The organism is Nocardia sp. NPDC057663 (assembly GCF_042799895.1).
Classification (GTDB): domain Bacteria; phylum Actinomycetota; class Actinomycetes; order Mycobacteriales; family Mycobacteriaceae; genus Nocardia.
In genome coordinates this window covers 327,013-340,217 of the sequence record NZ_JBHVHX010000002.1, presented here as the reverse complement: position 1 = coordinate 340,217, position 13,205 = coordinate 327,013, and the positions used below count along the sequence as shown (strand labels likewise).

The 13,205-nt window shown below is 66.6% G+C and carries 15 protein-coding genes; 9 read left to right on the top strand and 6 right to left on the bottom strand.

The genetic code is table 11. The annotated features are described in order from the left end of the window. Nucleotides 1-21 precede the first annotated feature (21 nt). The 3 genes from ACFVAV_RS06210 (at nt 22) to ACFVAV_RS06200 (ending at nt 3,128) form a co-directional block, all read left to right on the top strand. A complete protein-coding gene (locus tag ACFVAV_RS06210) occupies nt 22-1,233 on the top strand; it encodes an ABC transporter ATP-binding protein (protein ID WP_379030816.1) in 1,212 nt (403 codons plus the stop codon). A 198-nt stretch (nt 1,234-1,431) separates the two neighbouring features. Continuing rightward, nucleotides 1,432-2,328, top strand: coding sequence for a 2-aminoethylphosphonate ABC transporter permease subunit (locus ACFVAV_RS06205; RefSeq protein ID WP_379030813.1), 897 nt, complete (start codon nt 1,432-1,434; stop codon nt 2,326-2,328). Between the two features lie 2 nt (nt 2,329-2,330). Further along, nucleotides 2,331-3,128, top strand: coding sequence for an ABC transporter permease (locus tag ACFVAV_RS06200; protein ID WP_379030810.1), 798 nt, complete (start codon nt 2,331-2,333; stop codon nt 3,126-3,128). A gap of 96 nt (nt 3,129-3,224) precedes the next feature. On the opposite strand, the gene ACFVAV_RS06195 is transcribed toward ACFVAV_RS06200, so the two are convergent. Together ACFVAV_RS06195 and ACFVAV_RS06190 are read right to left on the bottom strand one after the other, a co-directional pair. Further along, nucleotides 3,225-3,989 carry an SDR family NAD(P)-dependent oxidoreductase gene (locus tag ACFVAV_RS06195; protein WP_379030807.1) on the bottom strand — a complete coding sequence of 255 codons (765 nt, stop codon included), beginning with the start codon at nt 3,987-3,989 and terminating at the stop codon, nt 3,225-3,227. Nucleotides 3,990-4,086: 97 nt separating this feature from the next. Beyond that, the gene (locus ACFVAV_RS06190) at nt 4,087-4,935 is read right to left on the bottom strand and encodes a helix-turn-helix transcriptional regulator (protein ID WP_379030804.1); all 849 of its coding nucleotides are present in this window, start codon (nt 4,933-4,935) and stop codon (nt 4,087-4,089) included. A gap of 285 nt (nt 4,936-5,220) precedes the next feature. Here ACFVAV_RS06190 and ACFVAV_RS06185 point away from each other — a divergent pair, with 285 nt between their 5' ends. Further along, nucleotides 5,221-5,868 (top strand): HAD family hydrolase, encoded by a 648-nt coding sequence (locus tag ACFVAV_RS06185; protein ID WP_379030801.1) that lies wholly within the window; start codon nt 5,221-5,223, stop codon nt 5,866-5,868. On the opposite strand, the gene ACFVAV_RS06180 is transcribed toward ACFVAV_RS06185, so the two are convergent. Next, complete coding sequence (locus tag ACFVAV_RS06180; protein ID WP_379030798.1) at nt 5,865-7,139, bottom strand: XRE family transcriptional regulator; 1,275 nt, start codon at nt 7,137-7,139, stop codon at nt 5,865-5,867. The genes ACFVAV_RS06185 and ACFVAV_RS06180 overlap by 4 nt on opposite strands. A 193-nt stretch (nt 7,140-7,332) precedes the next feature. Between ACFVAV_RS06180 and ACFVAV_RS06175 the strand changes: the two genes are divergently transcribed. From ACFVAV_RS06175 to ACFVAV_RS06155, 5 genes are all read left to right on the top strand, one after another. Next, nucleotides 7,333-7,824 carry a hypothetical protein gene (locus tag ACFVAV_RS06175; protein ID WP_379030795.1) on the top strand — a complete coding sequence of 164 codons (492 nt, stop codon included), beginning with the start codon at nt 7,333-7,335 and terminating at the stop codon, nt 7,822-7,824. Between the two features lie 36 nt (nt 7,825-7,860). After that, nucleotides 7,861-8,541 carry a B3/4 domain-containing protein gene (locus ACFVAV_RS06170; protein WP_379030792.1) on the top strand — a complete coding sequence of 227 codons (681 nt, stop codon included), beginning with the start codon at nt 7,861-7,863 and terminating at the stop codon, nt 8,539-8,541. Then, nucleotides 8,538-9,263, top strand: a complete 726-nt coding sequence (locus ACFVAV_RS06165; protein ID WP_379030789.1) for a class I SAM-dependent methyltransferase — start codon at nt 8,538-8,540, stop codon at nt 9,261-9,263. The genes ACFVAV_RS06170 and ACFVAV_RS06165 overlap by 4 nt, the downstream gene beginning before the upstream one ends. A gap of 3 nt (nt 9,264-9,266) precedes the next feature. Beyond that, entirely contained in the window at nt 9,267-9,758 is a 492-nt protein-coding gene (locus ACFVAV_RS06160; RefSeq protein ID WP_379030786.1) for a DNA-directed RNA polymerase subunit beta, read from the top strand. A gap of 207 nt (nt 9,759-9,965) precedes the next feature. Next, complete coding sequence (locus ACFVAV_RS06155) at nt 9,966-10,568, top strand: DUF5753 domain-containing protein (protein ID WP_379030783.1); 603 nt, start codon at nt 9,966-9,968, stop codon at nt 10,566-10,568. Nucleotides 10,569-10,781: 213 nt separating this feature from the next. Here the strand turns inward: ACFVAV_RS06155 and ACFVAV_RS06150 are convergent, their stop codons facing one another. The 3 genes from ACFVAV_RS06150 to ACFVAV_RS06140 form a co-directional block, all read right to left on the bottom strand. Beyond that, nucleotides 10,782-11,297 (bottom strand): hypothetical protein, encoded by a 516-nt coding sequence (locus ACFVAV_RS06150; RefSeq protein ID WP_379030780.1) that lies wholly within the window; start codon nt 11,295-11,297, stop codon nt 10,782-10,784. A gap of 306 nt (nt 11,298-11,603) precedes the next feature. Then, entirely contained in the window at nt 11,604-11,909 is a 306-nt protein-coding gene (locus tag ACFVAV_RS06145; RefSeq protein ID WP_379030777.1) for a hypothetical protein, read from the bottom strand. 431 nt (nt 11,910-12,340) lie between these two features. Further along, nucleotides 12,341-12,601, bottom strand: a complete 261-nt coding sequence (locus tag ACFVAV_RS06140) for a hypothetical protein (RefSeq protein WP_379030774.1) — start codon at nt 12,599-12,601, stop codon at nt 12,341-12,343. Between the last annotated feature and the right edge of the window lie 604 nt (nt 12,602-13,205).

Genomic DNA, 13,205 nt, shown 5'->3' with positions numbered 1-13,205 from the left:
TGTGCTGTAAGGGAGTTGACGATGTCCGACGGTGACCTCCGCATGAAGTCCGCCACTCGCACCGCGGCGGCGGCGAACGAGCCGGCGATCGTGTTCGACCGGGTCGGGGTCAGGTACGGCAGGGGCCGCAAGGCCGCGGTCGCGCTGGCCGATTTCACCCTGCGCGTCGCCGTCGGCGAGACCGTCGCGCTGCTCGGCCCGAGTGGGTCGGGCAAATCGACCGCGCTCAAGGCGCTGGCCGGCTTCGTCCGGCTCACCTCGGGCGCGGTCCGGCTGGCCGGGCGCGACGTCACCGATCTCTCGCCCGCCAAGCGCGGGATCGGTGTCGTCGTCCAGTCCTACGCGCTGTTCCCGCACATGAGCGTGCACAGCAATGTCGCGTTCGGGCTGACATCGCATCGGGTACCGCGCGCCGAGATCGGCGCGCGGGTCACCGAGGCGCTGGAAATGGTCGGGATGGCCGGTTACGCCCAGCGGCTGCCGCGCGAGCTGTCCGGCGGCCAGCAGCAGCGGGTGGCGATCGCCCGCGCGCTGGCGATCCGGCCCAGGGTGCTGCTGCTCGACGAGCCGCTGGCCGCGCTCGACGCGCAGCTGCGGCACTCGATGCTCGGCGAGCTCCAGCAGTTGCGCAAGGCCCTGCCCGACACGGCGATGCTGTATGTCACCCACGATCAGGCCGAGGCGCTGGCCCTGGCCGACCGGATCGCGGTGATGCGCGATTCCCGGCTGGTCGACATCGACACCGCCGAGAACCTGTGGCAGCGACCGCCCTCCGATTTCACCGCCGGCTTCCTCGGCGGCGCGAACCTGGTGCCGTGCACGGTCGATCACGTCTCCGGTACCGCGGCACTGGTCACCGCCGGTACCGCGACCTTGCGCGCGCAGGCGCCGCGGCCCGGATTCGGGCCGGCCGACCGGGCGCCGAATGATGCTGCGTTGCTGTGCATCCGGCCGCACACGATCACCATCGGCAAGACCGGTGACCGCGACACCCTCCGTGCCACCGTGTTGACCTCCGTATGGCGCGGCGCCTCGACCCGCGTCGAGCTGGCGGTCGACGGTCTGCCCGGTGAGCTCGCCGCCGACGTGCCAGGGCATTTCACCACCGAGGTCGGCGCGATCGTCGGCGTGCGATTGCCCGATCCGGCCGGGGTGCTGATCCCCCATGCAGTCGGCAGCGGAAGTGGCGGTGCCGCAGACAGTTCCGTTCGGCGGCCGGGGAACGCGTCATGAAAGCCACCGTTTCGCCGCTCGCCTCGGCAGACGCCGTGATGCGGGGTAGCGGTTCCAAGGTCGTACGACAGGTCAAAGGCTCATGACCGAGAACGCTCTCCTATCCGCCCTCTCGGTATCGCGGCTGGTCTCCGGGGCGCTGCCGTCGGGCACCGCAATGCCTGCTCCGGCTCGGTGCAGCGACGCGGAGGTGCGGCGATGACCACTCCGGTCCTCGATCAGCCGGTTCCTGCGGCTGAGGTGAAACCCGCTGCAGCGCAGCGTTCGTGGCTGCCGATTCTGTGGACTATGCCGCCCGTGTTCGTCGTGCTCGGCATCGCGGGCTACCCGATCCTGCGGGTACTCACCGAGTCCACCCAGACACCGACCGGGCGCGGTACCGAGGTGTGGACCTCGGTGCTCGGGTCCGAGGCGTTCCGGGAAGCGCTGTGGCGCACCGTGTCCATCGCCGTCTGCGCGACGGCCGGTTGCCTGGTGCTCGGCACGTTCCTGGCGATTGTGCTCGCGTTCGTGCCGTTCCCGGGTTCGGGTGTGGTCGGCAGGCTCATCGATACGATCCTGACCCTGCCGTCGTTCCTCATCACCCTCGCCTTCACGTTTCTCTACGGGACGGCGGGCGCGGTGAACGCGCTGCTGGCCGAATTGACCGGCGCCACACAGCCGGTCGTCGATTTCCTCACCACCCCGCTCGGGGTGATCCTGGCCGAGATCACCTACTTCACCCCGTTCGTGGTGCGGCCGGTGCTCGCCGCGTTCGCGCAGCTGCCGCGCGAACAACTCGACGTGGCAGCGAGTCTCGGCGCGTCGCCGTGGCGGGTGCTGCGGCAGGTCGTACTGCCGGAGGCGTGGCCCGCGCTCGCGGCGGGCGGCAGCCTGGTGCTGCTGCTGACGCTCAACGAGTTCGGCATCGTGCTGTTCACCGGCGCCAAGGGCGTGATCACCCTGCCCGCGCTGATCTACACCCGCGGCATCGTCACCTTCGACCTGCCCGGCGCCGCCGTGCTGGCCTCGGTGCAAGTGCTGCTCTCGCTCACCCTGTACCTCACCTACCGGCTCATCTTCGCCCGGTTCACCGCCCGCCCGAAGGGAGACTGATCGTGCTCGTCTGGACTCCACGGGGAAAAGCCCTGGTACTAGGCGTGTTCGCGCTCGTGGTGGCGGCGGTCTTCGTCGCCCCGATCGCCACCGTGGTCGCCGCCGCACTGGCGGGCAGCTGGACCGGCCCGCTGCCGTCGGACCTCGGCTTCACCAATCTGGGCAAGGCCCTCAGCGGTGAGCAAGCCGCCAGCCTGTCGGTGAGCCTGCAGACCGCACTGCTGGCGGGCGCGCTCTCCCTGGTCATCGGCACCTGGGCGGCACTGGCCTCGCGGGAAGCACCTGCCTGGCTGCGCCGCCTCACCGCCGCGGTATTCCATCTGCCGGTCGCGGTGCCCTCGGTCGCCGTCGGTCTCGGTGTGCTCATCGCCTTCAACGAACGCCCGCTGCTGCTCGGCGGGACCAAGTGGATCGTGATCGTGGCGCACACGGTCCTGGTCCTGGCCTACGCGTTCAGCGCGGTGTCCGCCGCACTGGACCGTCTCGACCCCGCCTACCGCCAGGCCGCCGAATCGCTCGGCGCCGGCCCGGTGCGGGTGCTGTGCCAGATCACCCTGCCGCTGCTGTTGCCCGCCCTCGGCGCCGCCGCGGGTCTGGCGGTGGCACTGTCCATGGGCGAGCTCGGCGCCACGATCATGGTCTACCCCGCCACCTGGAAGACGTTGCCCGTCAGCATCTTCGCCCAGACCGACCGCGGCGAGGTGTTCGATGCCGCGGCCGGAACCACGGTGCTCGTGGTGGTGACGCTGGTCGTGCTCGTCGTCCTCGGCCGGGTGCGAGGGCGCGCAGCGCTGCGCTGACCAGGAGCCGGCGGGGCGAACCGGCTGTCGTCGCGGGATCTGCAGCTGGCAGGTCATGAGAGTGGTCCCGATGGCGCTGTTCGGCCAGTGAGTCGTTTACAGGAGCGCGGCGGCGTCCACCGCGGTGAGTCCGCCGTCGACCCGCAGATCATGGCCGTTGATGTAGGTGGCGTCACCGGATGCCAGGAATGCGGCGGCGGCGGCGACATCCTCGGACGTGCCGACGCGGCCTGCGGGGGACAGGCCGGCGGCACCCTGCTGGGCTTCCTCGGACAGTTCGGCGCGGAAAGCCGGGGTATCGATGTAACCGGGGCTGACCGAGTTCACGCGGATGCGGCGAGGCGCCAATTCGGCGGCGAGCGTGCGGGTCAGGTTGTGGACGGCGGCCTTGCTCGCCGAGTACAGGGCCGTGCCGGGGACGCCGCGGTGCAGGCCGAACGAGGCATTGATGACGATCGCGGCGTGATCGGGCAGCAGCGGCAGCGCCTTCTGGATGGTGAAGAACGCGGCCTTGACGTTCGCGCCGATCACGTCGTCGAACAGCGCGCCGGTGACCTGATCGATCGGCTGGAACGAGCCGATGCCCGCATTGGCGAACACCACGTCGAGGCGGCCGAAGCGGTCGGCGACGACGGCCACCATGGTGTCGAGGTCGCCGAGATCGGTGACATCGCCCGCGATGCCGTATGCGCGCTCGCCGAGTTCGGCCACCGCGGCGTCGAGCCGGGTCTTGTCGCGACCGGTCACCACGACCTCGGCGCCTTCGGCGATCAACCGGTGCGCGGTGGCCAGACCCATCCCGCTGGTGCCGCCGGTGATCAGTGCCGTCTTGCCGTCGAATCGAGAACTGTTGTGTGTCATGGATTCAGCGTGGCTGCGCGACTGGTGAGTGGGCAGTGCGCAGTTATCAGGGGTGTGGCAACACCAGGCTCGCCGATGGCGGTAGTTCCGTAGCGCGTCAAGCAGATTCGGTCAGGCGCAGTCGCGGCATGCGGGTGAGGCGCTCGGCGGTATCGGAGCCCGGTCTCGGGTTGTACAACACCAGCGACCAGTCCGGATGATCGGCGATGGTCAGCGTTGTCGCGTCGAAGTACAGCTCGCCGACCTCGGGATGACGGAGCGCATTCACCGCCTGCAGCGGGGCGCCGACCTCGTGGCGGTCCCACAATTGCGCGAACTCCGGCTCGGTGGCGGCGAGTTCGCGGGCCACCCGGAGGAATTCGTCATCGTGCGGTGCGAGCGCAGCATCGGCGCGGTACGCGGCGACAATCCCCGGCGCTGCCGCATCCCACAGCTCGGGCAGGCCGCGATAGCGCGGGCTGGTGAAGAAAGTGACCAGGCAATTGTGCGGTTCGCCGTCGTCGCAACCGAACGCCCGTCCGGCGATAGCGTTGAACGCCAGGATGTTCCAGTACCGATCACGCACCACGGCGGGTCCGCGCTCCCAGCCATCGATGAGCCGACGGATCTCGGGAGTCACCTCGGTCCCCGCCGAACCGCTCGCGGGCGGCGGATTGAGCCCGGCGAGCAGATACAGGTGCGCCCGCTCCGCTTCGCTCAACCGCAAGACCCCCGCCACCGCGTCGAGCACCTCACCCGACACCGTGATGTCACGCCCCTGCTCGAGCCACGTGTACCAGGACACCCCCACCCCGGCCAGCATCGCGACTTCCTCGCGCCGTAGTCCGGGCGTACGCCGCCGCCCCACTACCGGCAGACCCACCTCACCCGGACCGATCCGTTCCCGCCGCGACCGCAGGAAATCGCGCAACTCTTCACGCCGCCGGGTCGATGCCGCACTGACCATGAAACCAAGGTAACAACGTGCGGGGTCGGCGCATCCATCGATGCTGCGGTCAACGCCGCGTTCGGCCATGGCGTGAGCGCAACCGTTTCCGATTTCGGGGCCGATTTCGAGCCCCGGAAACGATCAGGGTTATCAGCGTGGAATGGACTACGACCTGGACTGGTAGCCGTCGTTGGGCCCGGCGACAACGAGCGCAGCTAGGGGCATACCCGTCTTTCCTGCGCGCCCTACACTGGCTCGGGCAAGGTTGGTGCCGCGCGATGGGCGGTCGAGGTAGGAGTTGTGGTGATCCAGGCTGTTGTATTCGACGTCGGCGAGACCCTTGTGGACGAGACCAGGGAATACGGCACCTGGGCGGACTGGTTGGGCGTTCCGCGCCACACCTTTGTCTCGGTGTTCGGCGCGGTGATCGCCCAGGGGCTGGACTACCGGGAGACGTTCCAGGTGTTCAAGCCCGGTTTCGATTTGGATCAGCAGCGCCAGGCGCGCGCGGACGCAGGTAAGCCCGAGTGGTTCGGTGAGGACGACCTCTACCCGGATGTGCGCCCCGCCCTGTCGAAACTCCGCGAGATGGGTGTCTGGGTGGGCATCGTCGGGAACCAGACTGTGCGCGCTGGCGGGCTGCTGCGTGGGCTCGATCTGCCGACCGACTTCATCGCGACCTCCGATGACTGGGGTGTCGCAAAGCCCGATGTCGCGTTCTTCGAGAAGGTTGTCGAGGTCGCCGGATGCCCGGCCGATCAGATCATCTACGTCGGTGACCGCATCGACAACGACATCACTCCCGCTGTGAAGGTGGGTATGCGGACCGCCTACATCCAGCGCGGACCATGGGGATGGATTCACCGGGACCGCCAGGATGTCAAGGAGCTTTCGGACTGGCGAATCGCCAGCCTGTCCGAGCTCCCCGACATCGTGAAGGCCGAGCGCTAGCCGGACAGCGAGTTGACGGTTGTATGCCAGTCGTACAACCGCTCATCCAGCGCCCTCACCTCAGGCAGCGAGTCCCACTTTCGTAGGTCCTGCCTGACTGCCTTGATTCGGTCCAGAGTCGTTGCGTACCAGTACTCACCGATCCCGTCCAACGCATCCTCGAGGAAGCGGCACGCCTGCTCGGGAAGCTTGTCCAACACACACGCAGCGGCGGCATCGGCGAGGTAGACCGACCGCTGTTTCACTGATTCGGCAGGAAGTTCGTCGAGCACTTGCCGCAATGTCTCCAACGCCAAACGACCATCACCCGCAGAGATCAGGGTGTTGGCTTTGAAGCCCGCGAGCCGCGTCGGGGAGAACCAATCCAGCCACTCCGGCGACGGCCGATCCTGCGGATCGTGCTGGGCGTAGGACTGTTCGGCGTGCCGGATCAGGCTCAGAGCCTGACGAGTGTTGCCGAACCGCGTCTCGACCTCGGCCTCCACCGCGTCGAGCCACGCCGTCAGCTCATGATTCCCCTCACCCCGCCGTGCGAATGCCCGAGCCGCACGAACCCGCTCCCTCGCCTCCTCAGCTCGCTTGACTTCACCTGAGAACGCGGGGATGAAGGCCATGTGCGCGAGCACTGCACAGCCCAGCAAGGTATCCGCAGCTTCGTGGGCAGCTTGAAGTGCGAGAACGAAACTGGCCTGAGCCTCCTCGGGTTGCTGGAGGTCGAAGAACTCGAGGCGGCCCGCGAGCAGCGCCGATTCCGACACGGCTCTGGCCAGGGTGGTCGTAGCACGTACATCGATCTGCGGAATGAGATCCGCGCCCAGCCGAGCATGGTCAGAGACGGACCGTTGCAGCTGCTTCGCAGGCAATGACCAGTACATCCCGCGATGAGCGACCGTGATCGCCACATAGTTCTTCGCGACAGCCGCTGGCAACTCCACGCCGCCCACCACGCGCCGATAACGTCCAGCCTTCTGGTTTCCATTGGTGCTCAACGGTTCCCGTGGACTACGCCCGTCCGTGCCATTCGGCCACGGTGGGGTGAATCCAAGTTCTGTTATGGGGCGTTTGAACAGAGCTTCCAGCGCGGCGGCGTGTTCTGGATGCGGCCACGGCGGGTCTGTTGACTCCCAGCGTCGTACGGTGCGGGCGGCTACCTCGATACGGAGGCCGATTGCGCGAGCTGCTTCCGTCAGCGCGTCAGCCAGAGCTGCCTGGGATCTATATCCCAATGCTTGCCGAGCCGCCCGCAGTGCCGCATTTCCATTGGTTGCCATGCGAGCGAGAGTAGTCCGCTATCAGGACATTTGACGAGGCCTAGGATCGCCGACGGCCGCACTATGTCCTCTTGTTTGGCCTTCTTTCGACCGTTCCAATCGGTCAATGTTGGTCTCGTGGTTCCGCCGAGCTTCCCGAGCGGACCGCCTCGTCACACAAACGGACATCCGAGACGGATGGCACGGAGGAACGATGAACGAGCCCGACCCATCCGTAGGTCAGACCACCGCTGTCGAGACCGAGCCGCCGGTACCTTCGCGTTCAATCGACCCGCTGTCTGCCCGTACCGAGGGCAGGCGCGAGCTTGCCGAGTTGCTGGAGAGCCTCGAAAGCCTCGGGCTGATCCACTCGGTCCCGCTGCCGCAGCGGGATCCCGGCTGCCACCTCGCCGGATTCGGTCCCGCCCCGGCCGACTACATCGGCGCTCCGGCAGCTGAGTTGTCCCGGGTTGCCGCCGCTGTCCGCGAGTGGGCCGCACAACCGTCGCGGTGCCGGGATGAATCGTCTCCCGGCACCGCTGACTTCACCGCCGATGAGCCCCTTGAGGCCTTGCGTGACGCAGCCTCCGCACTGGTTCCGCCCTGGCTGAGTGTCATACCGGCTGCAACACAACAGGATTCGATGATGTCTCGCATGTACCGATTGGCGCGACACGCGCGGTTCCAACGCGCCTCCCGCGCTTGAGCAAACACTTTCGCCACCACCCAGTCAGGAGAAGTAGTGACCGCGTTCAGTATCGATCCACAGGTCAGCGACCTCGGCATCCGGGCCATCGCGTTCGTCGTCGGCGGCATCACCGTGCCGAAACGGTCCAGCCCCGAACTCGACCACACCATCGAATCCGTCGAAAAGGCGCTGCTGGCAGCGACCGATCCGAAGACCCTCAAGACCGAACCCGAGTTCAAAGCGTTCCGCGCCGTGCACACCCTGGTCGGCAAGGCCGCGAAAAGCGAAGTCGCCGCTCCGGAAACCCTGCACCGGTTGCTGCACCGCGCCGGTCGGCTGCCCCGCATCAATCCACTCGTCGACATCTACAACCTCGTGTCGGCACAGACCAGGTTGGCGTTCGGCGCACACGACCTGACGACGATCACCGGGGATGTGCAGTTGGCGATGACGACCGGCTCCGAACGGTTCGTGCCCCTCGGCGCGACCGAACCGGTACCGGTGCCTGCCGGGGAATACGCATACCTCGATGACACCGACGTGTTGTGTCGCCTCGAGGTCCGTCAGTGCGAGAAGTCCAAAGCCACCTCCGCGACCACCGACACCCTGTTCATCGTCCACGCCGGCCCCGGCCGCGAGCCCGGCGACCTGACCGACGCGCGCGACCGGTTGGCCGCGCTGTTGACCGAGCACCTCGGTGCAAGTTCGCCGATCGACCTCGAGGCCCTGGCATGAGTACCGAATATGACACCCGCACCGAGGACCCGGGAATCGAAGCGCGCGAAGCCCACTGGGACCGCCGAGCCGACGGGTTCGATTCCGACTTCACCCAAGCCCCCGTCCGCGAACAGGTGCTGAACCAGATATCGCGGCAGCTGCCCACCGGCCGATGCGTGGCACTGGACGCGGGCACCGGCAGCGGTCGGACGATGGCCCGACTGATCCAGGACCTGCACCCCGAGTCCGAGATCGTCGGTTGCGACCTGTCACCGGCGATGCTGCACCAAGCCCGGCTGCACGCTCCCCGCAAGCCGCGGGGAGCGCTGGCGTTCGTCTACGCCGACCTGTGCGCGTTGCCGTTCGACGACGGCGCGTTCGATCTGGTCGTGTCGACGTTCACCCTCCACCACGTCCCGCCCACCCAACAGTTGGCGGTGTTGCGGGAGTTCCGGCGCGTGGTCGCCGCAGACGGACGGCTGATCCTGGCCGACCAGATCCAACCCGACCCGCCCCTGTCCGTCGAGGCGATGCGCGCCGCTGTCGCCGAAACGTTCTACCCACACCTGCCCCACGCCGAAGCGGTCGGGCTGCTGTCGACCTACGGCGAATGGCCGCTGACAGTCGGGGAACTCACCGATCTACTCGAGACCGCCGGGTTCGGATGCGACGTCACCGACATCGACCGCATCGTTGCTCTCGCCACCGCGACCCCGGGAGAGACCTCGCTAGAGGGGTGAGCAGTGACACACGCACACCGCAGCGCCGCCACACAGGATTCGCCGCAGACGCGAAGCCTGTTCTATCGCAAGGTCTGTGGCCTGCCGACCTTCGTGGACCCGACCACAGGGCGGATCATGATGTCGGCCGGATCAACCGGCGCGGTCATGATGCCAGCCGACCTCGCCCAGCGGGTCAAGGTCGAATTGCACCGCCGCAACGTAGGACCGTGCCCGATCATCGGCCACCTCCGCGCCGGAACGTGGTCCTTTCTCATCCGGGCCGACATGGACCCGATCGGCGATCCTGCCGTGCTGGCTCAACTGTGGCGTGCGCGCGTAGCCGTAGTCCGAGACGGCGAGATCGCATTGCCATCCCCAGGGCCGGAGCACCACATCGCCCGCACCTGGGTAGTCCCCGCGACCACACCGTTCCGCCCCTCCGGAACCACCGTCCTGTCCTGCGTGCGCGAACTATTGGACGCCGCCAAGCCCCGAAACCGTGGCCCCTACTGACCGCACCGCACACCGAAACCACCCGAATACCTTGAGGCCGTCAGCGATCCCAGCGCTGAGGCCGACCGGCCTCGAGGGTGGGGAGGTTCCCCCGGAGGTCGCAGCCCCCGCCGCGACCTCCGGGGGATACCCGCACTCACGATCCCCGGGCGGGACCATCCATCGATCTGATCGACCATCAAGCCTCTGCTGAAGGGTTATATCCTCATGTCCTACACCAGCTACTACGAGACCTGTGACGATGGGTTGGCGGCCCTGCAACGCAGCCTGGTCGACCTCGGGTACGCCACCACCAACCAGCGCGGGTACAGCTCAGACCTGATCCCCGGGCTGTTGCAAACCCCCGCCTACGCCCGCGCCGTCATCTCCGCGTGCGTCTCCGCCCTCGAGGTGTCCGACGACACCGAAGACACCGTCACCGCCCGCCTGCACCAGCAGGCCGTACTCGACGCTCCCGACCACCGCTTCCGGCTGCTGTTCAGCGAGGCCGCCTTGCTGCGCACGGTGGGCAGTCCGCTGGTGATGGCATCCCAGATCAGGTTTCTCCGCGAAATCCTCGCGGCCCGAACCAACGTGGAAATCGGGATTATTCCGATTGCCGCCGCATTCGTCACTCCCGCAACGCTTTTCGTCATCAATGACATGGTGTCGGTCGAGATCGAGACCGTCGCAGGCGCTGTCACCGCCACCAGTGTCGAAGACATCGCCCTGGCCGCGCGCAGCTTCGATCGGCTCGCCGCCCAGGCCGCCTACGGCGAGGACGCCCGAACAATCCTCAACCGGGCACTCGCGACCCACACCTCCAGCTAGCCCCGGTCGACGCAGCGGCAGGCCCGGACACGTTGCGCCCCGGCCACCGGCACCCCGCTCGGGGCCTGGCTTGTCACATCCCTTGCTGCTGAGCCGGGCGTAGGTGCATTCGGGCGCGGTGCTATTACGTCCCATGTCGGCGCTCGCGCTGCCTTTCCGCTAACCGATGGTCTACGCGCCTTCTCCTTGTCGTGCATCGACCCTGCACTTGCCCTACGAAGTGCGGGGCTTTCTGTTCGGCAGGACGACCGGCGCCGTGAGTGGGGGCAGCAGCGACCCCGGGCTACGCGCTAGACCCATTGCGTCGCTGATCGCATCGTCAGCCATCCGGTCGAGAACGCGAAATCTCTCGGCAAGATCGGCGAGCGAGTCCTCTGACCAGCCATCTCCGAAGTCAAACCCTGGCGGCCTGGGGTCCTTCTTCGTCGACTTGGTGCGAAGCATGGTTATGTGTTCTCCCCCCTTCCCGACCAGCCACAACGCGTGCACAACGTGGTGTCGCAACGGCAAGAGGGTTCGTGCCTCGGTCGCGATGGGCGTAAGGGTCGGGTCGCCGATCGATTCCAGAGCGTCGATCAACCTTGTCCCGCTCGACCACCAGGTCGGGTCGGGTTCGTCGATGCCGGTCCGCAAAACGATCAGCTCACCGATCGAGTCCTCTGCATCGGAGGCTTCCAGAACGACATATCCGACAGCTTGAGCCAATTCTGCTGGGTAATAGGGCGTCACCGTTCGATCGTGCCAAATGTCCTGGGAATCTCGGTCAAGTAGGCTCGGACTCGTTGCTCGACCGGAACTCCTGTGGAGCCTCGTCAGTTCGCCAAGACGCACGACACGGCGCCGACGATCATTCGCTTCCTGATCGATGATTGGCCCAATGTCCGGTCGGAGAACGTCATCCAGCGACATGGCCCAGAAGGCGTCCCGCACCTTCGTCGCCACAGCGACTTCATTCGCGGTGTGCCGCGCACGGCATCGCCGGAGTACGTGGCATCCATGACGCCAGCCGCGGCGGGGCGTACACATCAAGAAGTCCTAATCGCGGGCGGTCGAGATCGGCCTCACTGTCGAGCGGCAAATGAGTAACGGCTGGTCGCAGACCGCCTGCCGGAGGAGACTGCCAAGCTCTACCGCACACAGGTCGACGACCTCGCCGGCGTGCTCGTCGCGCACCGCCACATCGAGCGCGCCGCGATCGCCGTCATTAGCGACAGCCCCGACACCGACGGCGCCGAAACCACGCCGAACCAAGACGAGCCCCAACGGCACCCCGCAACGATCCAGCTTGACCTGCGGATGCACCTTGCCGGTCCGCAGGATCCGCGCGGCGACACTGCCCACCGGCGCGGGTCCAATTCTGTGTGGAATCTGCGGTGAGGCATCGTTGGAGATCCTGAAGGCGGGGTTTGCACGGGACCGGTAAGCCGAACGGCAAGACAGAAGCCTGGTTACGCAGCCTGTTACGCGCAACAGAAATGTGGTTTCGCACCCGGTCGAACGTTGCTAGCGACCCCGTGTGGTGCCTGTGGCGGGGCGGTGACGTGCTCGTTCTCCGGGACTGCTGGTCTCCTATGTGAGCGACATCCTGATCTGAGGAGACGCTGGGCGGTCGGCTAGAAATGCGTAACATGCGTAAGATGGGACGAGCAGAAGGTTTCGTTCAGTGCTGAGTCGTGCTCTTTGGCTTGACAAGTAACAGCGAAACCACGAAACCCCCGGTCCGAGTACGACGTACTCGGACCGGGGGCTGCCCTAGCGGAGAGTTGATCCTGTCAGTTTCCGAGGCTGGTTATCAGGATCTCTCCGTACTGCACGATCGCCGTCAGCACGGTATGCGCCGGGCTGACGGCGTCGTCGTTTCCGACCACGTACATCAGCCAGTGCACCGTGCGAACCATGCGCAGATACTCGATGAGCATCAGCGCGCTTGCTCGGCTGTCGGCTACGCCCTTGCGGGTGATAGCCATTGCCTTGCAGGCGGCGGTCGCTGCGACCTTGCGGGCGCGGTTGTTGTTCGCCTTCGCGGGTCCCATTCAGGGCTCCACCTCTCAGTCGGGGGTCAACGACCCAGTGGATGCCGCCGCTGGTTGCGGCGGACGGGCAAGTCTCGATGCCGGTTGATCGAGACTTCCCGCCCGCCACACTCTTTGCGGACCACGGTTCCGGGAGAGCAAGCAAACAAGGTGCCGAATCCGCTGCAGTTTCGCGCAGTGGATTCGCCGGTTCAGAGTCTACTGCCGAAGGTGCGACAAACTGCACTGCCGGCCGCGCTGGTGGGCGGAATTCGCCTGTGGCACGGGTGCTATGAGGTTCCATGAGGTACCGCGAGGTACCCACTGAGTCCTCAATGAGGACCCGTTCAGCTGCGTGAGTGATGTTGGTCACAAGAAGTGATTTCTGGACGACCCATCGGACGTGAACGCCCGAGTCGTCGAGTCTCTACAACGACTGGCCGGTCGACGCCAGCGGGTCACCTCCACGGATCGCCGGCGGCAGTGCGAATTGAACTGATGCCGACACATCAACTCCCGACCTTGTCGTAGGCTTGAGTTACCTTGGGGCGGTAGACCATTGGTAAGGCAGGGGTGCTCGATGGGGGACAACCAAGATCTGTGCGTCGCGTACAAGATGAACGCG

Excerpts from the sequence above, each read along its gene's own strand:
- ACFVAV_RS06205 (WP_379030813.1), top strand. The coding sequence starts at position 1,432 with ATGACCACTCCGGTCCTCGATCAGCCGGTTCCTGCGGCTGAGGTGAAA.
- ACFVAV_RS06140 (WP_379030774.1), bottom strand. The coding sequence starts at position 12,601 with ATGGGACCCGCGAAGGCGAACAACAACCGCGCCCGCAAGGTCGCAGCG.
- ACFVAV_RS06190 (WP_379030804.1), bottom strand. The coding sequence starts at position 4,935 with ATGGTCAGTGCGGCATCGACCCGGCGGCGTGAAGAGTTGCGCGATTTC.
- ACFVAV_RS06180 (WP_379030798.1), bottom strand. The coding sequence starts at position 7,139 with ATGGCAACCAATGGAAATGCGGCACTGCGGGCGGCTCGGCAAGCATTG.
- ACFVAV_RS06210 (WP_379030816.1), top strand. The coding sequence starts at position 22 with ATGTCCGACGGTGACCTCCGCATGAAGTCCGCCACTCGCACCGCGGCG.
- ACFVAV_RS06175 (WP_379030795.1), top strand. The coding sequence starts at position 7,333 with ATGAACGAGCCCGACCCATCCGTAGGTCAGACCACCGCTGTCGAGACC.
- ACFVAV_RS06195 (WP_379030807.1), bottom strand. The coding sequence starts at position 3,989 with ATGACACACAACAGTTCTCGATTCGACGGCAAGACGGCACTGATCACC.
- ACFVAV_RS06165 (WP_379030789.1), top strand. The coding sequence starts at position 8,538 with ATGAGTACCGAATATGACACCCGCACCGAGGACCCGGGAATCGAAGCG.
- ACFVAV_RS06155 (WP_379030783.1), top strand. The coding sequence starts at position 9,966 with ATGTCCTACACCAGCTACTACGAGACCTGTGACGATGGGTTGGCGGCC.